Below are 19,032 nucleotides of genomic sequence, written 5' to 3'. Positions count from 1 at the left end.
CTACTCCTTCGCCAGTTCACACAGTGGTGGTTGCTCGGAAGCCGCGAGGTCGTCCCGCGCCCGTACCGCCCGCTCGAACTGCCCGGCCACCCGCGCCCGCGCGTCCTGCAGCCGCGCGATGCAGTCGTCCAACTCGGCGAGCTTGCGCTCGTACACCTCCAGCGAGGCCGGACACGAGTCCCCCTCCGGGTGCCCCGCCCGCAGACACTCCACGAACGGCCGGGTCTCCTCCAGCCCGAACCCGAAGTCCTGCAGCATCCGGATCTCCCGCAGCAGCCGCAGGTCCCCCTCGTCGTACGCCCGGTACCCGTTGCCCGCCCGCCGGGCCGGCAACAGGCCCAACTGTTCGTAGTACCGCAGCGCCCGCGTGGTCGTCCCCGCCCGCTCCGCCAACTCCCCGATCCGCATGCCGAACCCGCTCCTCCCGTACTTCCGGCGACGACCGTAAACCTTCCCCCGGACGTCAACGCCAGCCCTCACCACCGGACTCCCGCCCCACCCGGCAAGATGTCCCCCATGGATCTCGGACTCGAAGACAAGGCCTACATCGTCACCGGCGCCACCCGGGGCCTCGGCCTCGCCGCCGCCCGCGCACTCGCCGCCGACGGCGCCCGCGTCCTGGTCAGCGGCCGCACCCGGCAGGCCGTCGACAAGGCCGTGGCCGAACTCGACACCCTCGGCACCGCCCGGGGCCTGGTCGCGGACAACGCCTCCCCCGACACACCCGAGCGCCTCATCGCCGAGGCCCGGCAGCACTTCGGCCGTTTCGACGGCATCCTGATCAGCGTCGGCGGCCCCCAGGCCGGCCCGGTCGAGACCACCCCCGAGGAGGCCTGGCGCGACGCCTTCGAGTCCGTCTTCCTCGGCGCCCTCCGCCTCGCCCGCGCGGCCGCCGCCGAACTGTCCGACGGCGGTGTGATCGGCTTCGTGCTCTCCAGCTCGGTCCGCCAGCCGATCCCCGGCCTGGGCGTGTCCAACGGCCTGCGCCCGGGCCTCGCGATGGCCGCCAAGACGCTCGCCGACGAGCTCGGCCCCCGCGGCATCCGCGTGGTCGGCCTGCTGCCGGCCCGGATCGACACCGACCGGGTCCGCGAACTCGACGCCCTCACCGACGACCCGCAGGCCGCCCGCGCCGCGGCCGGCGCCGGCATCCCGCTCGGCCGCTACGGCACCCCCGAGGAGTTCGGCAAGGTCGCCGCCTTCCTGCTCTCCCCCGCCGCCTCCTACCTGACCGGCCTGATGGTCCCGGTCGACGGCGGCGCCCTGCGCACCCTCTGACCCCCTACACCACCCTCGACCGCCTCCGTCGACGCCGGGGCCGCCGGTGCCGCGGCTCGGCGGGGGCCGCCTGCAACACCCGGATCCGCAGGTCCGCGGGCAGCTCCGGCAGGCCCAGGCTGCGACACGCGTCGGCCCGGGGCCCGTCCTCGAAGTGCGCCACGAGGCCGGCCGGATCCCCACCCGGCGTCAACCGCACCGCACCGCGCAACCGCGGGTGCCGCGGCGCCCGCACCAGCCGGATCCCCGCCCGCTCGACCTCGGGCAGCACGGCCGTCCCGGTCTCCATCGCCTCCTCCAACGCCCGTGCGCCGACCCGCAGCCGAAGCCCGCTCACCCCCGGCGTCGGCACCGCGATGCTCGACAGCCCGGTGCGCCGCAGCTGCGCCACCAGCCACCACGCCATCCCCGCCATCAGCACGGCCAGCCCGCCGATCACCGTCGGCCACCACCACGTCGAGTCCACCCACCGGCCGCGCGTGCGCGCGCTCACCACCGGCTGGTCCGGCGACGTCCAGGGCCACCACTGCGGCGGGCTCACGCCCAGCCGCCGGTACAGGTCGAACCCGCCCGCCAGCACCAGCACCCCCACGCCCAGCAGCACCACCCCGACCGCCCCCAGCAGCACCCGGTTGACGACCACTCGCCTCACGGCGCCGCCCCCGTTCCCGGCCCGGCCGCTGTCCCTGATTCCGTCTCCGTCCCCGCCCCCGCCTCGGCCTTTGCCTCCGTCCCCGCCTCTGCCTCGGTCCCCACCTCGGCCTCCGGGCCCGCCCCCGCGTCACCGCCCGCCGTGCGCCGACCGGCCGTCCGCACGTCCAACCGCAACGGCCGGGCCAACCCCACCCGGTCCAGCTCGTCCCGCAACTGCCGCTGCGCCGAAGCCGGGTCGGCCGGGCCGACCAGCGAGACCCGAACCCTGCGCCGCCCGACCTTGATCCTCAGGCGGTCGATCCCGGCCAGCCCCGCCGCCCGGTCCGTCAGCAGGTGCCCGATCCCGGCCCGCTCGACGGCCGCCGCGGTGCCCCCGTACGGCCGCAGCACCAGCCACCGCCCCAGCCCGGGCGCGATCGCCAGCCACAGCAGCCACCCGCCCAGCAGCGCGGTCACCCCGGCCCCCACCAGCACCCAGGTGTCGTCCAGGTGCCGAGTCGCCAGCTCGTCCGCGAGCTGCGCCCGCCACGCCCGGGCCGGCTGTCCGGCCCGTACGGCGATCACGTCGTACAGCAGCGCCCCCGCGACCACCAGCACGACGGTTGCCACCATCGTCGCCGCCACCGTCCGCGGCGCCCGCAGCCTGTGTACCTTCCCCGCCCCTTCGGCCGCCCCCTCGACGGCCTCCGCGTCCACGTCGCCCGCAGGCACATCGTTCACGTCGCTCACGACGCTCCCACCAGCTTCTCGACCACGACCACCACGTCCGACACCCTGGTCCCGGTCAGCCCCAGCACCCGCTCGGCGATGGCCTCCCGCATCGCCCTCGCCAGCCCGGCGATGTCCGCCGGGAAGGGCAGCTCGACCTCGACCCGGACCGTCACCGTGCTCCCGGGCACCGCCACCGAGACATGCGGCGGCGCCCCCTTCACCCGCCCGGCGGGCCAGGCCGCGACCAGCACCTCCCGCGCCGCTCGGGCCGCGATCCGGGCGTAGACCCGGTCTGCGACCCGCAGCCGCCCCCGCCGCCCCGACGCCGGGACCGGGCGGGAGGCAGAGGCCGCCATCAACGGCGCCGGTCGCGGCCGCGGAACAGGTCCCCGAGTTCACCCAGCTCGATGTCGCCCTCCAGCAGGCGCCCGCCCACGAAGCCGACCAGTCCGAGCGCGGCCACCAGCAGGAACGCCGCGAACCCCCCGAAGTACCCGGCGAAGCCGAGGGCCATGCCCACCACCAGGCCGACGATGGCCAGGTTCATCCGCTACTCCCTCGTTCCTCGCTGCGTCGTGCGCCGTCGGCGCCGTCCGCTACTTGAGCTTGGCCCGCTGCCCCGGCGCCACCACCGGCTCCTCTTCCTCCTCGAACTCCGGTTCGTCCGGGAGGTGGACGTCGTTGACCGCGATGTTGACCTCGACGACCTCCAGGCCGGTCATCCGCTCGACCGCGGCGATGATGTTCTCCCGCACCTGGCGGGCGAGTTCGGGGATGACCACGCCGTACTCGACCACCAGCGCGATGTCGATGGCGGTCTGCTTCTCGCCGACCTCGGCCTTGATGCCCCGCCCGACGCTCGACTTGCCACCGGGCACCCGGTCCCGCATCGCGCCGAACGTCCGGGCGAGCCCGGAGCCCAGCGCATGGATCCCGGAGACCTCCCGGGCGGCCATCCCCGCGATCTTCTCCACCACGCCGACGGCCAGCGCCGTACGACCGCGCTCCTCGACCGGTTTGGCAGCGCCGGAGGCGCCCGGCGGCGGGCCGGGGGTCGGAGCGCCACCGGCGTTCTTGTGCAGGGTCGCGGGCGTCGGAGTGTCAGGCATGGGCACATCTCCCGTCGTACGGCTCCAGCTATATCGCAAACCTCCCCAACTCTGGCATTTCGCCACGTTCCGCGCCCGCCGAACGACACCCGGCCGGCGCCCACCCGGCCCCCGTGACGCGCCCCGGGAAACGCCGAAGGCCCGACCCGGGGCATCCCCCGAGGTCGGGCCTTCGATCGACGCGCGAGGCCGAAGGGCGCGAGGTCAGTCGCCGATCCCGGCGAGCTCCCGCAGCCGACGGGCCTGCGCCACCCGTTCGGCCGAACGCTGCTCCTCGAAGGAGCGCCCGGCGGCCCCCTGCAGCAGCGCCTTGGTCTCGATCACCGCGCCGCGCGGAGCGGCCAGCAGGGCCGCCGCGAGGTCACGGGCGGCAGCGTCCAGCTCGGCGCCCGGCACGGCCAGGTTGGCCAGCCCGATCGCGGCCGCCTCCTCGGCGCCGACCCAGCGGCCGGTCGCGCAGATCTCCAGCGCGCGGGCGTAGCCGACGAGTTCGGTGAGCGGCTTGGTGCCGGCCAGATCGGGGACGAGGCCGAGCGAGGTCTCCTTCATCGCGAACTGGACGTCGTCCGCGACCACCCGCAGGTCACAGCCGAGCGCGAGCTGGAAGCCCGCGCCGACGGCGTGCCCCTGGACGACGGCGATGGAGATCAGGTCCGGGCGGCGCCACCAGGTGAAGGCCTCCTGGTAGGAGGCGATGGTGTCGTCCAGCTCCTTGTCGCCCGCCGCGGCGAGCTGCAGGAAGGTGGGCTCGCCGGGGATGCCCTCGGCGGTGAACATGGCCCGGTCCAGCCCGGCCGAGAAGGAGACGCCTTCGGCGCGCAGCAGGACGACCCGGACGCTGCCGGGCAGGTCACGGCCCGCGTCGGTGAGGGCGCGCCAGAGCGCGGGCGACTGGGCGTTGCGCCGCTTGGGCTGACAGAGGGTGACGACGGCGAGTTCGCCTTCGATCTCCAGGCGGACGCCGTCCCGCTCCCAGCTCGGGGCCTGCGGGTCGGTGGCGGGGGCGGTCATGCGGGGACCTCCGGTGGCGGGGGATGTGGCTACCGGAGAGTAACAAAACTGGACGCGCAGGGGCAGGGGCCCGGCCCGGAAAGATCGACGGGCTCGGGCGGAGGGGAGAGCCGGGGGCGGACGACACCCCGGACATGACGATCGGCGGCCGGTCCACACGACCCGAGGGCGGACACCCGGCTGTCGGCCAGCCGTCGTCTCCTCGGTCGGCGCCCTGCCGCCGCGTCATCCAGCCAATAGCTGACGAACCGTCAGGAACCGGCCCCGGCAGTCGCCTTGTTCTTGCCCCGCGTGGCACCGCCGCGGCCCCGGAGGATCACTCCGGACTCGCTCAGCATCCGGTGCACGAAGCCGTACGAACGACCGGTCTCCTCCGCGAGAGCGCGAATGCTCGCCCCGGAGTCGTACTTCTTCTTGAGATCGGCCGCGAGCTTCTCACGCGCGGCACCGGTCACCCGGCTGCCCTTTTTCAGAGTCTCGGCCACCCGTGCCTCCTCGTAGCGTTGCTCGGTCAGATTCCCATGATCACCCATCCACCGCGTCCTGGCCACCCATTCGACAAGGTCGATGTCGGAAATGCGTGGTCCTCCGGTGGTGATCCGAGCGCACCAGGGCGCTCACGCAGAGTGCACGCCCCCGGGCGGGTGCCGCCGTTCGCCGCGAAAGGGCTGATCAGCAGCGTCGGCCCGACCACGATCGAGTGGCGGGCCGACGGGAAGTCCTTAAACGGAATCCGGGTCTACTTCATTCCCGGACACGCCGTAAGGACTAGTTTTTCTGGTCCGAAAAGCGGATGCCGCGTCTACTTCCGGTCAGGCCAGCGAGACCAGATCGGCGTAGGACGGGTTCCAGAGGTCCTCCACGCCGTCCGGCAGCAGGATGATCCGCTCCGGGTCGAGCGCCTCGACCGCGCCCTCGTCGTGGGTGACCAGTACGACCGCGCCGGAGAACTCGCGCAGGGCGCCCAGGATCTCCTCCCGGCTGGCCGGGTCGAGGTTGTTGGTGGGCTCGTCGAGCAGCAGCACGTTGGCGGAGGAGACCACCAGGGTGGCCAGCGCCAGGCGGGTCTTCTCACCGCCGGAGAGCACCCCGGCGGGCTTGTCGACGTCGTCGCCGGAGAACAGGAAGGAGCCGAGGATCTTGCGGATCTGCACCAGGTCGGTGTCCGGCGCGGCCGAGCGCATGTTCTCCAGGACGGTGCGCTCCGGGTCCAGGGTCTCGTGCTCCTGGGCGTAGTAGCCGATCTTCAGGCCGTGGCCCGGGATCACCTCGCCGGTGTCCGGCTGCTCGACCCCGGCCAGCATCCGCAGCAGGGTGGTCTTGCCGGCACCGTTGAAGCCCAGGACGACGACCCGGGAGCCGCGGTCGATCGCGAGGTCGACGTCGGTGAAGATCTCCAGCGAGCCGTAGGACTTGGACAGGCCGCTGGCGGTCAGCGGGGTCTTGCCGCAGGGAGCCGGCTCCGGGAAGCGCAGCTTGGCGACCTTGTCGTTCATCCGGACCTGCTCCAGACCGGAGAGCAGCTTGTCGGCGCGGCGGGCCATGTTCTGCGCGGCCACCGTCTTGGTGGCCTTGGCGCGCATCTTGTCGGCCTGCGCGTTCAGGGTCGCGGCCTTCTTCTCGGCGTTGGCCCGCTCGCGCTTGCGACGCTTCTCGTCGTCCTCGCGCTGCTGCTGGTACTGCTTCCAGCCCATGTTGTAGACGTCGATGCAGGAGCGGTTGGCGTCCAGGTAGAAGACCTTGTTGACGACCGTCTCGACCAGGTCGACGTCGTGCGAGATGACGATGAAGCCGCCCTTGTACGTCTTCAGGAAGTCCCGCAGCCAGACGATCGAGTCCGCGTCCAGGTGGTTGGTGGGCTCGTCGAGGAGCAGCACGTCGGAGTCCGAGAAGAGGATCCGGGCCAGCTCGACACGGCGGCGCTGACCACCGGAGAGGGTGTGCAGCGGCTGGGCGAGGATGCGGTCCGGCAGGCCGAGCGCGGCGGCGATGGTGGCGGCCTCGGCCTCGGCGGCGTACCCGCCCTTGGTGAGGAACTCGGTCTCCAGCCGGGCGTACTTCTTCATCGCGTTGTCGCGGGTGGAGCCCTTGCCGTTCGCCATCCGGTCCTCGTTCTCGCGCATCTTCTTCAGCACGGTGTCGAGGCCGCGGGCGGAGAGGATGCGGTCCTTGGCGAGGACGTCCAGGTCGCCGGTGCGCGGGTCCTGCGGGAGGTAGCCGACCTCGCCCGAACGGGTGACGGCCCCGGCGGCGGGAAGGCCCTCGCCGGCCAGCACCTTGGTGAGCGTGGTCTTGCCGGCGCCGTTGCGCCCGACCAGGCCGATCCGGTCGCCGGCGGCGACCTTGAAGCTCGCGGACTCGATCAGGATCCGGGCACCGGCGCGCAGCTCAAGGGCGTTGGCGGAAATCATGGCTGGGAACTACTCCTGGGACGTGGGCGGGCGGCCGGGCGGGGGGCCGGGGCCGGGCGAGCGGAAAGGGGCTTCATCGACGGTCGGCGCAGCACACGGGGCGCCGCTGCCCGCTATTGCCCGGAGAAGATAGCCATGGCGGCAAGTCTACCGGGCGCCGTGAAACACCCCGGGGGGATTACCGTCCCGGGGTACCCGCCGGCCCCGACGGCCCGTCGGTTACGGCTGCTGCGCGTCCGACTGGTCGCCCGCCGGCGCCGAGGGCGCCGTGCCGTCGGATCCGGCGGGGGCGTCGGTCGCGGCCGGGGTGTCGGCCGGAGCCGGGGTGCCGGTCGCAGTCGGGGGCGCGGTGTCGGTCGCGGCCGGGGGCGCGGTGTCGGTCGGGGTCGCGGGGGGCGCCGGGGCGTCCGCGGTCGGGGCCGCCGACGGGTCGACGCAGCCGCCCTGCGGCCGGACGGCGGCGAAGGGCGCGTCGAGGGCGCCGCAGGCCGTCTCGGGTGCGGCCACCTTGGTGTCGAAGATCTTCGGCGGCACGATCGGGCCGTCGGTGATCTCCACCCGGCTGCGGTCCAGTGCCTTGATCGTCGCGGCCGGGCCGGTGCTCATCGACCAGCCGTTGCTGTCCAGCCGGTAACCGGTGATGCCGCCGGCGACGGCCTGCCCGCTGCTGTTGGTGCAGGTGCGCGGGATGAGCACGGCGTAGTCGGTGTGCACGGCGCGCAGCGGGTCGTAGGCGCAGCCGTTGGCCGGCTTGTCGTTGTAGCGCAGGTCGCCGTCGGCGTCGCGCAGGCCCATCGTCAGGTTCGGCGTCACCAGGGCGAGCCAGGGCGAGCCGTCCCGCTGGACGGTGTGCAGCGCGCCGGCGGCCCGCTGCTTGGCGAGCTGCTTGCGCTGGGCGTCGGTCCGCTTGTCGGCGCCGGGCTCGCCGTCGCCGCGCAGCCAGTCGGCCAGGCCCGGCACCGCGCGGTGCCAGCGCACCTCGTGGTCGCCCGGGCGCACCGAGGTGACGATGCCGTCGTCCCAGACCACGATCGCGTTGTCCCCGGCCATCGCCAGGTAGAGCGCCTCGGCGCCCTCACGGCGGTAGGACCAGGCCTGCTCGCCGGTCTGCTTGTGGAAGGCCTCCAGGCCGGGCCCCACCCGCAGGTCCAGGTCGGCCGCGCTGAGCGACTCCGAGTTCACCGGCGTCGCCTCCGCGCCCGGACCGGCCACCCGGTCGCCGAACGGCACCGGCTTGTTCGCGTGGGCCGCCGCACCGGCCGCAAGGACCAGCATCACCGCCAGGGCAGGCAGGATCGAGCGGGGGGTCAGTACACGCAGCGGCTTCCGGGACACGGCCGGAGCGTACCTTTCGCCGGGCGGGCGAGTCAGCCCGGTTCCGGGTTCCGGCCGTACGACCGACCGCGTGCCCGGCCGCGCGCGCCCCGCCCGTACGTCCACCCGCCCACCTGCGTCGTCGGCGCCCCGGCCGCTCCGCGGCGCGGTCCGGCGCGGCCCGCGGGGGCCCGGCCGGACCGTTACAGATCTGATACACGGCGGCCGGTCGCGGACCGTTGCGGCAGACGGCGTTCGAATATCGCCCACTTTAGGGTGACATTCGACTTTTCCGTCCTCCCGCGGGCCTACTGTCGGCGAGCGGGGCGCCACGGTCCGTCCACGCCGTGACCGGGCGCCCCTCCCACGCGACGTCCGGAGGAGAGACCATGCGAATCGGCCGCCTGACGCTGGCCGCCGCCGCCCTGCTGCTGATGGCCACGGCCAGCGTCCCGGCCGGGTCGCCGCTCAGCCGGACCGAACGGCACTCCCTCTCCTCCGACGCCTTCGAGCCGCGCGGCGCCGCCCCCCGCCCGCCGGTCCAGCGGCCGAGGCACGAGCCGCCGTTCGGTGCCTTCGTCGGCTCCTGGGACAACTACATCCCGCAGATCGGCCGGTACGCGCAGTGGCTGGGCGGCGCGAACATGCAGGTCGGCCACACCTACCTGGCCGGCAACGGCTGGGCCGACATCGAGGGCGAGCCGGTGGTGCTCGGCTTGTGGTCGCAGTGGCGGCTGGCCGACCCGTCCCGGCTGCTCGTGCTCGGCGTGCCGATGCTGGTGCCCAACGAGGCGCACGTGTCGGACGGCGAGGTGGCCAGGCTGCTCGCCCAGGGTGTCCGCGGGGACTTCGACGGGCACTTCCTCAAGCTCGCCCGGCGGCTGGTCGCGCTGGGCGGCTCGGACACCGTGCTCACCCTCGGCTGGGAGATGAACGGCACCACCTACACCCACCGCTGCAAGCCCGACCCCTCCGCGTGGAAGGCGTACTGGCGGCGGATCGTCGGGGTGATGCGCTCGGTGCCCGGGCAGCGCTTCCGCTTCGACTTCGCGCCCAACCGGGGCCTGGACGCCATCCCGTGGACCAAGTGCTACCCCGGCGACGACGTGGTCGACGTCATCGGCATGGACAGCTACGACCAGCCCGCCGGGGCCACCTTCGACGACTACGTACGCGAGCCGTACGGCCTGCAGGACCAGGTGGAGTTCGCCGCCAAGCGCGGCAAGCCGGTCTCGTACCCGGAGTGGGGGCTGTTCCGCAACGGCGACAACCCCGAGTTCGTCCAGCGGATGGTCGACTGGATCCGCACCCATGACACCGCCTACCAGACCGTCACCGACTACTGCCCGCACGGCTTCTTCCAGTGCTCCGGCAATCCGCGCTCGGCGGCGCGGTTCAAGCAGCTGATGTCCGGGTCGAAGGGGGCGCCGGCCATGGTGCCGACGGCGCCCCCTTCGACCCCGGCGCCCACTGCTCCCGCGGTGCCGACCGCGCCCGCCACGCCGGGCGTCCCCGCCCCGTCGAGCACGGGCGTCCCGTCGAGCGCCGCAGCGACACCGAGCGTTGCGGCGACACCGAGCGTTGCGGCGACGCCGAAGCCGACACCGGGCCCGACCGCGAGCCCGTCAGCGCCTTCCACGCCCGCCCGGCGCTGAGCGGTCAGCCGCGGCGGGCCAGCAGCGCCTCCTTGAGCCTGGGGAAGCGGGTGCTCAGCTGGTGCGCCGCCGCTGCCCGGGCGCGCACCGCCGCCGCCCGGGCGACGGCCGCCGGCGCCACCCCTGACGGGCCCAGCAGCAGCCGCTGGTTGGGCAGCGGGTCCGGGCGCCAGCGCTGCTTGTAGGGCTCCTGGCCGCGCAGCAGGCCGAGCAGCGGGATGCCGGCGCCGACCGTCTCGTCGAGCGCCGCGCTGAACAGCAGCCCGGCGATGTCCAGCCGCTCGCGCAGCACCGGGTGCGCCCCGTACATGTACAGCCCGCCGAAGGAGGGGCAGAGCAGCAGCAGGTTCACCGCGACCAGCTGGCCGTCCAGGTGGAACCGGTGGACGGCTGCCCTGCCGGTGGCGACCAGGCCGGTGGTGGACTCGGTCAGGTGCCGGGCGAACCGCTCGGTGCGGTGCTCCGGGGTGACGCCGCGCTCCTGCCACTGCAGGAAGTGCAGCCGCAGCAGCCCCTCCACCGCCTCCGGCACCTCGGCCGGCGGCGTCGAGCTGACCTGCACCCCGGCCTCGGCGATCTTGCGCAGCTTCACCCGGCTGCGCTGGGCGGTCTTGCCGGGCACCCGCTTGAGCAGCCGCTCCATCGGGACGGCCGGCAGGTACTGGCAGAGCGAGTCGTCGAAGCGGCGGCGCTCGCCGCGCCAGTGCGCGTACACCCGCTGCACCGCCGCCTCGGGGTGCACCTCGCGAAGCTCCAGCCAGTGCCAGGGGCGGGTCAGCGGGAGGGCGGCGGCGAACTCGGCGGCGGCCCGGTCGGCGCAGTCGTCGTCGAGCAGGACGTCGGTGTAGTCGACCAGCCCGGCGCCGAGGCCGGTCAGGCCGCCGAACGGGCCGCCGCGGCGCCGGAAGGCACCCGCACCGACGAGTCGGCCGTCCCGGCGGACCAGCACCACGACCAGGGCGCCCGGGCGGCCGTAGTGGCGCCACCAGGAGCGCTGCCAGGCGGCCGCCTGGAAGAAGGTGGCGGTCCGGCAGCGGGCGGCCAGGTCGTCCCACTCCTCGGCGAGGGTGTCCAGGGCGTCGTCCTCGCAGCGCAGCTCGGTGGTCCAGGACGGCGCCGCCGACTGGGCCGGCAGACCGGGTCTGCGGATCTCGGTGCTCATCGGGCGCTCCCGGCCGGGGTCTTCTCCTTGGCGGCCGTCCTCTTCGCGGCCGTCTTCTTCGGGGCCGGTTCCCGGGCCGGTTGCCCGGCTGTGGGCTCCGGGGCCGCTTCCGGCCCGGCCTCGGCGGCCGCGGTCGTCCCGCCGGTCTTCGCATCCGCCTTCGCGGCGTCGGCCTTCGCGCCTGCGGTCTCGGCGTCGGCCTCGGTGCCCGGGACGGCCTCGACCGGCTGCTCCCCGGTGCGCGGGCGCGGCGGCGGCGGGGCCTCGGCCGGCCCGGCGCCCTCGGCGGTGTCCGGCGCCCCGGCCCCGTCCCGACGGCGGGTCATCATCACCAGGGCGCCCAGCAGCAGCCCGGCCGCGCCGCCGACCGCGACGTCCAGCTTTCCGGAGGGCGTGGTCGGCTTGTCCGGTGCGGCGGCCGGGGCCAGCGTCACCAGCCGGACGTTGGTGTCCTTGCTGCTGGTGTTGGCGAAGGAGACCAGCGAGCGGGCCACCGCGTCGGCGGTCCGGGCGGCCTCCTGGGCACGCGTCCCGGTGCCGGTGATCTCGATCATCGGCGCGTCCGGGGACGTCGTCCCGTGCACCAGCTCCTCCAGCTCGGCCCGGGTGTGGCCGGTCTCGGCGGCCGCCACCGCGAGCACCTGCGGCTGGCCCGCCAGCCGCCCGTACGCCTGGGCGAAGTTGGTCGCGGTCGCGGCCTCCCCCGGGTTCTGCGGGACCACGAGCACGTAGGCGTTGGTGGCGTACGAGGGGGGCGAGACGACGGCGTACCCGGCGCCGGCCGCGGCGCCCAGCGGAACCGCGAGCGCCACCGGCCACCAGCGGCGGACCAGGCGGCGGGCGCTTCGGCGCGGTGTGGTCATGGGTGTGGCTCCTTGGGAATGGGACGGCGGTTCCGGCGGTGGCGGGCGGTCAGGCGCGGGCCAGCCGGTCGTAGAGGGCGCCCAGGTCGGCGGCGACCCGGGCGATGTCGTAGTGGCCGACGGCCGGCGGGTTCGGCAGCGGGTCGGGGGTGTGGTCGTCGAGGTGCCGCAGGTCGCGCAGCGCGGCGACGTAGGCGGCGGGCTCGGACGGGATCCGGCGGGCCTGCGGGGCTGCGCTGGGCGGCAGTTCGTCGAGCGCCGGGCAGGCGCTGTGCCGCACCGGCAGCCCGGCCGCGAGGCCCTCCAGGACGCCGAGGCCGAAGGTCTCCGCGGTGGAGGGCGCGGCCAGCACGTCCAGGACGGCCAGCAGCTCCGGCACGTCGTCGCGCTCGCCGGTGAGCACCAGCCGCTCCCGGACGCCGAGTTCGGCGGCCCGGCGTTCCAGCGCAGTGCGCTCCGGGCCCTCACCGACCAGCACCAGCCGGGTGGCCGGGTCGAGTTCGGCGAGCGCCTCGACCAGCACCTCGAAGCGCTTGCCGGGGACCAGCCTGCCCACCCCGCCGACCACCCAGCTCCCCTCCGGCAGGCCGAGTTCGGCCCGCAGCCGACGGCGCGTGACGGCCCGGTCGACGGGCGGGAGGCGGTAGCGGCCGGTGTCGATGCCGTTGGGGATCAGCTCGATCCGGGTCGGCGGCACTCCCCAGGAGCGCAGCGTCTGGGCGACCTGCCGGGAGACCGCGACGGTGGTGCTGCCGAGCCGTTCGGCCGCCAGGTAGAGGCCCTTGACGCCCCGGGTGACCGGGCGGCCCTCGATCACCCCGGCGTGCAGCGAGTGCTCGGTGGAGACCACCGCGCGCACCCCGGCCAGCCGCGCGGCCAGCCGGCCGTACAGCTGCGCCCGGTAGAGGTGGGTGTGCACCAGGTCGTAGCGCCCGGCCCGGACCAGCCGGACCAGCCGGGGCAGCGCGCCGAGGTCCCGGTTGCCGCGCATGCCGAGGTGGTGGACGGTCACGCCGTCGGCGCGCAGGGCGGCGGCGACCGCGCCGGGGTTGGTCAGGGCGAGCACCTCGCACTGCTGGTGTGCGGGCAAGTGCCGCAGCAGCAGGTGGAGTTGGCGTTCCGCACCGCCGGAGGCGAGCCCGGTGACGATGTGCAGCACCCTCATGGCCGGCGCTCCGTCCTCTCCCCCTCGCCGCGCGCCCGGCGCAGCTCGGTGACGGCGTCGCGCAACCGGTGCCGGCCCTTCTTGGCGCGCAGCCGCCAGGCCCCGTCGCGGTCGCCGACGTAGCAGCGCGGCAGGGCGAACCGGCCGGTGAGCGGGGAGTGCGCGATGGCGCAGGCGTAGTCGTACCCGGCGTCGCGGACGGCCAGGGCGGCGGGCAGGTCGACGGCGCCGTACGGGTAGCAGAAGCCGGTGACCGGGCCGCCGACGACCTCCTCCAGCAGACGCCGGCTCTCCCGGGCCTGCCTCGCGAGGGCGTCGGCCGGCAGGCCGGTCAGCGCCTGGTGGCCGAGGCCGTGCGAGCCGATCTCCCAGCCGGCGGCGGCGAGTTCGGTGACCTCCGGGACGGTGAGCAGCTGCTTGCGCGGGCCCTCGGTGTCCCAGTCGTTGGCGCGGCCGAGCAGGTCGGCGACCACGTACGCGGTGGCGGTGAAGCCGTAGGCCTGGAGGATCGGTACGGCGTGGCGGGCGAAGTCCGCGTAGCCGTCGTCGAAGGTGAGGCCGACCAGTTTGTCGTCCCGGCCCTGGGCGCGGGCCCGCATCAGCTCGCGGACCGAGACGCCCCGCCGACCGCGCCGGTGCAGCCAGGCGATCTGTTCGGCGAACCGCTCGGGGCTGACGGTGAGCCGGTACGGGTCCTCCTTCTCGACCGCCACCGAGTGGTACATCAGGATCCACGGCGAGGCGGAGCCGGGGATCGGCGGTTCACCGAGCAGGTGACGACTCCTGGGCAGTCGCGCCCGGTGCGGCGGGGCGTTGCTGACGCCCGCCTGGGCCGAACGGACGGTTCCCCGTTCATTGTCCATGGGGACGCTTCCCTTCTTCGGCGAGGGTTGGCGGGTTCAGGGCCCGGGCGGCGGCGAGGACCGGGCCGCGCACCTCACGGGCACCGAGTCCGGTGCCGAGGGCCGCGAAGGTCAGCGCCACGGTGAGGCCCCCGAGGAGGGTCGAGAGCAGGGGGTCGGCGGCCAGTCCGGCGACGGCGGTGCCGAGCACGGTGGCGCCGGCGGCGGCGGCGACCAGGCGGCCGTGGCCGCCGAGCACCCGGCGCAGCCGCAGCGGGATGCCGCGCAGCACCAGGCCGTGCAGCAGCAGCACGGCGGTGGTGGTGATGCCGGCCGCGTTGCCGGCGGCGAGTCCCAGGGCACCGAAGCCGGGCGTGGCGAGCAGACCGGTGGCGACGGTGACGCCGAGGCCGAGCACCATCGCGGCAGCCGGGTACCAGTCCAGCAGCCGGCGGCGGCCGTCCTCGGTGCCGGGGTCGCCGGCCCGGCGGACCACCGGGCGCAGCGAGAAGTACGGCCGGATCATCACGCCGATCAGCGCCTGGGCGGGCAGGCCGAAGCTGTAGACCCGGATGACGTCGGCGGTGGCGGCGGTGTCGCGGGGACCGAAGGCGCCGCGCTCGAACAGCAGCGAGACGACGGAGGGGGCGCAGGCCATCAGGAAGGCGGTGCCGAGCAGGACGACGGCCGCGGCCTGGCCGAGGTCCTTCTCCACCCGGTCGCGGGCGGCGGTGAGGTCCCCGGCGGCGAGTGCCCTGGCGACCAGCGGGAAGGTGACGGTGCAGATCAGGATGCCCGCCGTCATGGCGAGTTGGGAGACCTTGGCGGCGTAGTTGAGGTGCGAGATGGTGCCGGGCGGCAGCGCCGAGCCGAGGTAGCGCTCGACGAAGACCTGCGACTGCCGGGTCAGGGTGAAGGCGCCCACCGGCAGCAGGGCGAGCGGCATCAGCACCAGCGCCCTGCCCGGGCGGCGGGCGCGGCCGGTGCCGGGCTGGCCCTGGCGCAGCCGGCGCAGGAACGGGCCGACCAGCAGGCCGGCCATCAGCAGGCTGCCGGCCGCGACACCGAGAGCGGCGGAGCGCACGCCGAGCGAGGCGTGGAAGCCGAGCAGCACGGCCAGGATGCCGAGGTTGTAGACGACGTAGATGCCGGCCGGGGCGGTGAAGCGGTGGTGGGCGCGCAGCGCGGCGGCCAGGTAGCCGGCCACGCCGAAGGGCAGCACGGTGATCGCGGTGATCCGGGTGCAGGTGACGGCGAGGCCGGGGTCGGGCAGGCCGGGAGCGAGCAGCTCGACCAGCTGCGGGGCGCCGAGAGCGGTGGCCAGGGCGAGACCACTGAGCGCGAGCAGCAGCCAGGGCAGGGTGGCGCGGACCAGCTGGCGGACCGGGTCCGGAGCGTCCGGGTCCTCCTCGCGCAGCACCAGGGCGAGGGCGAAGGCGGGCACCATGAGGAAGGACATGGCGTCCTCGATCAGCAGCGGCGCGGCGGTCTCGGGGACGGTCCAGGCGACCAGGAAGGCGTCGGTGCCCTGGTTGGCGCCGAAGTAGCGGGCCAGCAGGAGGTCGCGCAGCAGGCCGAGGCCGGAGCCGGCGGCGCTGAGCAGGGCGGTGATCCCGAAGGCCCTGGCGAGGAAGCCGCGCCGGGGCGCCGGGCCGGGCGCGGGGGCCGGGCGCTCGCCGGGCGCGCTGCGCGGGGCCGGGAGGGTGGAGGCCAGGGCGGCCGGCCGGTCGGTGGTCACCGCACCGCCTCCCCGTCGGCGCCGCGCCCCTGCGGCTCGGGGCGGTGTGCGGCGGCGCGGGCGGCGAGGCCGAGGACGACGGAGGTCAGCACGGTGGTGGTGCCGCCGATGTCGGCGTACAGGTAGTCCACCAGCACCCAGGTGAGCAGGGCGAGCGCCGCCAGGCCGACGCCGCGGGAGCGGCGCAGGCAGCCGAGCAGGAGGCCGAGGAAGAGCGCGACGTAGGCGGTGATGCCGATCAGGCCCTGCTCGCTGAGGGCCAGCAGGTACATGTTGTGCGGGGAGAGCAGCGGTTCGCGCTGGAAGCCGATGGTGGGGTCGGCGGCGTCGCTGCCGGAGGACAGCCGCAACGGGGCGTGGCTGTCGCGCAGTTGCTGGAAGGCCTTGGGCCCGGCGCCGTGGACGGGGTGGTCCTGCCAGATCCGCCCGGCGGTGGCCCACAGGTCGTAGCGGTCGGAGACGGACTGGTCGGGCGCGGCGGAGACGGAGCCGATCGAGCTGAGCCGCTTGGTGACTCCGGAGCCGCCGAGGCCGAGGCCGCCGACCAGGACGACCGCGGCGGCCAGGCCGAGGACGGCGCTGCGCACGGCGAGCCGGGCGTCGGCGCGCAGCAGCAGCACGGTGGCGGCGGCGCCGGTGGCGATCCAGCTGCCGCGGCTGAACGAGACGGCGAGCGGGAAGACGAGGAACGCGGCGGTGGCGAACATCGAGCGCCGCAGCCGGGCGTCGCCGCCGGGCCCGCGCTCGCCCAGCGCCAGCGCGAGGGCGGCGAGCAGCCCGAAGCCGACCACCGTGGACATCGCCATGACGTCCAGCGCGCCGAAGGTGCCGACGGCCCGGATCGGCTGGCCGGTGTAGGAGGCGCCGGTGTGGGTGAGGTACTGCTTCGCGCCGACCACGCCCTGGATCAGCGCCGCGAGGACGAAGGAGCCGAGGACCAGGCGCTGGTCGGTGCGGTCGCGCAGCGAGCAGAGCACCGCGGCGGGCACCAGCACGAACACCTGGACCAGCCGGACGAAGCCGGTGACGCTGGTGACCGGGTCGATCGATCCCACGGTGGCGACGGCGGCGGCGACCACGATCCCGGCGAACAGTACGCCGGTGGTCCGGTCGACGGCGGGCAGCCGTCCGCGCAGCAGGTCCACTGCGGTGAGGGCGACCAGGGCCAGCGAGGCGAGGTCGGCGGCGGTGATGTGGACGGCGGCGGCGACGTCCTTCTCGCCGGTCGGCACGCACACCAGCAGGACGGTCGCCGCGGCCAGCAGGCTGGGCCGGTCGACGAGCGCGGGCAACGCCTTCCGTAAGGCGGGACGCGGGACGGCGGGAAGGGTCAGGGCCACGGGGGTCAGCTCCCGTCCGGGTGGAGCATCAGGGCCGCGGTGCGGCAGAGGATCTTGACGTCCTGCCAGAGGCTCCAGCTCTCGATGTAGCGGTTGTCGAACCGGGCCCGGTCCTCGATGGAGGTGTCCCCGCGCAGGCCGTTGACCTGGGCCAGGCCGGTGAGGCCGACCGGGACGCGGTGCCGGTCGGCGTACTCGGGGTAGGCCTGGCCGAAGCGCATCACGAAGTACGGGCGTTCGGGGCGCGGGCCGACCAGGCTCATGTCGCCGCGCAGGACGTTCCACAGCTGCGGCAGCTCGTCCAGCGAGCTCTTGCGCAGCAGCCGGCCGACGGCGCCCATCCGGTGGTCCTGCGAGATGTTCCAGCGGGTCGCGGACTCGTGCTCGTTGCTCGGGCGCAGGGTGCGGAACTTGAGGACGGTGAAGACCCGGCCGTCCAGCCCGGTGCGCTGCTGGCGGAACAGCACGCCGGGGCCGGTGTCGAAGCGGACGGCGAGGGCGCAGAGCGCGAGGACGGGGGCGAGCAGCAGCAGGCCGAACGCGGCGGCGGTGATGTCCAGTGCGCGTTTGGCGGCCCAGCCGGGCCGGCGCATCGCCGGGCCGCCGACCCGCAGGCAGGGGAAGCCCCACAGGTGGTCGCCGCCGGCGGTCGGGGCGGTGGGCAGCGAGCCGAACTCGCGCAGCGCGGGCACCAGCCAGACCTGGCAGCCGAGCCGGACGGCGTCCCGCAGGGCGGCGGCGGTCTCGGCCTCGTCGGCGGCACCGGCGGTGGCGATCACGTGCTGGATCCGGTGCCGGCGCACCTCGCGCTCCAGCACCTCGCGGCCGCCGAGGACGGGCGGGTCGGTGTCGCCGGCCCGCAGCGGCGGGTCGGCGTCGAGGAAGCCGACCGGGCGCATCCCGTACTCGGCGTGCTCGCGGAGGGCGGCGGCGACCCGCCGGCCGAGCCCGCCGGCGCCGAGCACCAGGACGGGGGTGGGGCGGCTGCGGCGGATCCGCCGGACGAGGTGGTAGAGGACGGCGCGGCCGATGGTGGCGATCAGCAGTTGGGTGCCGAGCAGGACGGTGAGTCGGGCCGGGGTGGCCGGGCCGCAGTCGGGCCAGCGGCCGCCCAGGCAGCCGGACAGGGTGACGGCGAAGGCGGCGGCGACCACCGCCCGGGCGGCCAGCGCGGGCAGTTCGTCCAGGACGGACAGGGTGAGCCGGGCCCGGTAGAGGCCGCCGACCAGGTTGAGCAGGATCAGCAGGGGCAGGACGGCGGGCACGCCGAGCAGGGGGTCGAGCGGGGCGCCCGGGTCGACGGCGCGGTTGGCGATGCCGCCGGCGGAGCACAGCGCGATGATGTCGGCCTGGACCAGGGCGAGCGGCAGGGCGAGCCGGTTGCGGACCGTCCCGCGGCGTCGGCGCGGCGCCGGGATCGTCCGGCTGCGGGCCGCCCCCACCGGGCGGTCGAGCAGCCCGGTGCCCGGCCTGCGGGGGCCGGACAGGGACCCACCCGATCGCGGCACGCTGTCGTGGTCAATGGTCATCAGCGCACGATCTCCCCTGCTGTGTGCCCGGGGTGACGGTGCCCCGGCACCGGTTTGCGCGGGGCGGCCGTCCCGGCCTGGTGGGCGCGGTCCTGACAGCACCTGCTGCCGCTGGTGGCTTTCGGATCTCCCGCGGTGAGGCCGATCGCGAAGGGGCGGGTCGCACAGGACTCGGTCGCGAGGGGCTCAGCCGTGAATTCCCGGCATGGAATCTGAACGAAGCAGGCAAAATCCGACAATACCGAACCGG

19 protein-coding genes are annotated in these 19,032 nt (G+C 74.9%); 2 read left to right on the top strand and 17 right to left on the bottom strand.

Annotation, left to right across the window (positions count from 1 at the left end; genetic code table 11):
- Window positions 1-408: a MerR family transcriptional regulator gene (locus ABTY56_RS29265; protein WP_350632277.1), complete on the bottom strand. Its 408-nt coding sequence runs from the start codon at window positions 406-408 to the stop codon at window positions 1-3.
- 108 nt (window positions 409-516) lie between these two features.
- Here ABTY56_RS29265 and ABTY56_RS29260 point away from each other — a divergent pair, with 108 nt between their 5' ends.
- A complete protein-coding gene (locus ABTY56_RS29260) occupies window positions 517-1,278 on the top strand; it encodes an SDR family oxidoreductase (RefSeq protein WP_350632275.1) in 762 nt (253 codons plus the stop codon).
- Between the two features lie 4 nt (window positions 1,279-1,282).
- Here ABTY56_RS29260 and ABTY56_RS29255 read toward each other — a convergent pair whose 3' ends face one another.
- From ABTY56_RS29255 to ABTY56_RS29215, 9 genes are all read right to left on the bottom strand, one after another.
- Window positions 1,283-1,930, bottom strand: a complete 648-nt coding sequence (locus tag ABTY56_RS29255; protein ID WP_350632273.1) for an alkaline shock response membrane anchor protein AmaP — start codon at window positions 1,928-1,930, stop codon at window positions 1,283-1,285.
- Window positions 1,927-2,661, bottom strand: a complete 735-nt coding sequence (locus ABTY56_RS29250; RefSeq protein ID WP_350632271.1) for a DUF6286 domain-containing protein — start codon at window positions 2,659-2,661, stop codon at window positions 1,927-1,929. Before ABTY56_RS29250 ends, ABTY56_RS29255 begins: the two co-directional genes overlap by 4 nt.
- On the bottom strand, window positions 2,658-2,999 hold the full coding sequence (locus ABTY56_RS29245) for a hypothetical protein (RefSeq protein WP_350632269.1): 342 nt from the start codon (window positions 2,997-2,999) through the stop codon (window positions 2,658-2,660). Before ABTY56_RS29245 ends, ABTY56_RS29250 begins: the two co-directional genes overlap by 4 nt.
- Entirely contained in the window at window positions 2,999-3,190 is a 192-nt protein-coding gene (locus ABTY56_RS29240; RefSeq protein ID WP_350632267.1) for a hypothetical protein, read from the bottom strand. Before ABTY56_RS29240 ends, ABTY56_RS29245 begins: the two co-directional genes overlap by 1 nt.
- Before the next feature lie 49 nt (window positions 3,191-3,239).
- Window positions 3,240-3,752: an Asp23/Gls24 family envelope stress response protein gene (locus tag ABTY56_RS29235; RefSeq protein ID WP_350632266.1), complete on the bottom strand. Its 513-nt coding sequence runs from the start codon at window positions 3,750-3,752 to the stop codon at window positions 3,240-3,242.
- 204 nt (window positions 3,753-3,956) lie between these two features.
- Window positions 3,957-4,763: an enoyl-CoA hydratase/isomerase family protein gene (locus tag ABTY56_RS29230; protein WP_350632264.1), complete on the bottom strand. Its 807-nt coding sequence runs from the start codon at window positions 4,761-4,763 to the stop codon at window positions 3,957-3,959.
- Between the two features lie 251 nt (window positions 4,764-5,014).
- On the bottom strand, window positions 5,015-5,248 hold the full coding sequence (locus tag ABTY56_RS29225) for a helix-turn-helix domain-containing protein (protein ID WP_030059940.1): 234 nt from the start codon (window positions 5,246-5,248) through the stop codon (window positions 5,015-5,017).
- 327 nt (window positions 5,249-5,575) lie between these two features.
- A complete protein-coding gene (locus ABTY56_RS29220; RefSeq protein WP_350632262.1) occupies window positions 5,576-7,174 on the bottom strand; it encodes an ABC-F family ATP-binding cassette domain-containing protein in 1,599 nt (532 codons plus the stop codon).
- 219 nt (window positions 7,175-7,393) lie between these two features.
- Window positions 7,394-8,509, bottom strand: coding sequence for a PQQ-binding-like beta-propeller repeat protein (locus ABTY56_RS29215; protein ID WP_350632260.1), 1,116 nt, complete (start codon window positions 8,507-8,509; stop codon window positions 7,394-7,396).
- A gap of 368 nt (window positions 8,510-8,877) precedes the next feature.
- Between ABTY56_RS29215 and ABTY56_RS29210 the strand changes: the two genes are divergently transcribed.
- Window positions 8,878-10,143 carry a glycoside hydrolase family 26 protein gene (locus tag ABTY56_RS29210; RefSeq protein ID WP_350632258.1) on the top strand — a complete coding sequence of 422 codons (1,266 nt, stop codon included), beginning with the start codon at window positions 8,878-8,880 and terminating at the stop codon, window positions 10,141-10,143.
- Between the two features lie 4 nt (window positions 10,144-10,147).
- Here the strand turns inward: ABTY56_RS29210 and ABTY56_RS29205 are convergent, their stop codons facing one another.
- Genes ABTY56_RS29205 through ABTY56_RS29175 form a run of 7 tightly spaced genes read right to left on the bottom strand, consistent with a single transcriptional unit; the run spans window position 10,148 to window position 18,782 of the window.
- A complete protein-coding gene (locus tag ABTY56_RS29205) occupies window positions 10,148-11,305 on the bottom strand; it encodes a GNAT family N-acetyltransferase (protein ID WP_350632257.1) in 1,158 nt (385 codons plus the stop codon).
- On the bottom strand, window positions 11,302-12,168 hold the full coding sequence (locus ABTY56_RS29200; RefSeq protein ID WP_350632255.1) for a Wzz/FepE/Etk N-terminal domain-containing protein: 867 nt from the start codon (window positions 12,166-12,168) through the stop codon (window positions 11,302-11,304). Before ABTY56_RS29200 ends, ABTY56_RS29205 begins: the two co-directional genes overlap by 4 nt.
- A 49-nt stretch (window positions 12,169-12,217) precedes the next feature.
- Window positions 12,218-13,333, bottom strand: a complete 1,116-nt coding sequence (locus ABTY56_RS29195; protein WP_350632254.1) for a glycosyltransferase — start codon at window positions 13,331-13,333, stop codon at window positions 12,218-12,220.
- Window positions 13,330-14,196, bottom strand: coding sequence for a polysaccharide deacetylase family protein (locus ABTY56_RS29190; RefSeq protein WP_350632252.1), 867 nt, complete (start codon window positions 14,194-14,196; stop codon window positions 13,330-13,332). The genes ABTY56_RS29195 and ABTY56_RS29190 overlap by 4 nt, the downstream gene beginning before the upstream one ends.
- Window positions 14,186-15,913 (bottom strand): murein biosynthesis integral membrane protein MurJ, encoded by a 1,728-nt coding sequence (gene murJ / locus ABTY56_RS29185; RefSeq protein WP_350632250.1) that lies wholly within the window; start codon window positions 15,911-15,913, stop codon window positions 14,186-14,188. The genes ABTY56_RS29190 and murJ overlap by 11 nt, the downstream gene beginning before the upstream one ends.
- Window positions 15,910-17,253 (bottom strand): O-antigen ligase family protein, encoded by a 1,344-nt coding sequence (locus ABTY56_RS29180; protein ID WP_350632248.1) that lies wholly within the window; start codon window positions 17,251-17,253, stop codon window positions 15,910-15,912. Before ABTY56_RS29180 ends, murJ begins: the two co-directional genes overlap by 4 nt.
- Before the next feature lie 5 nt (window positions 17,254-17,258).
- The gene (locus tag ABTY56_RS29175; RefSeq protein ID WP_350632247.1) at window positions 17,259-18,782 is read right to left on the bottom strand and encodes a sugar transferase; all 1,524 of its coding nucleotides are present in this window, start codon (window positions 18,780-18,782) and stop codon (window positions 17,259-17,261) included.
- Window positions 18,783-19,032 lie beyond the last annotated feature (250 nt).

It is taken from the genome of Kitasatospora sp. NPDC097691 (assembly GCF_040302665.1).
GTDB lineage: Bacteria > Actinomycetota > Actinomycetes > Streptomycetales > Streptomycetaceae > Kitasatospora.
Note: the sequence above shows the minus strand (reverse complement) of the source record. Positions and strands in the feature narration are given on the sequence as shown.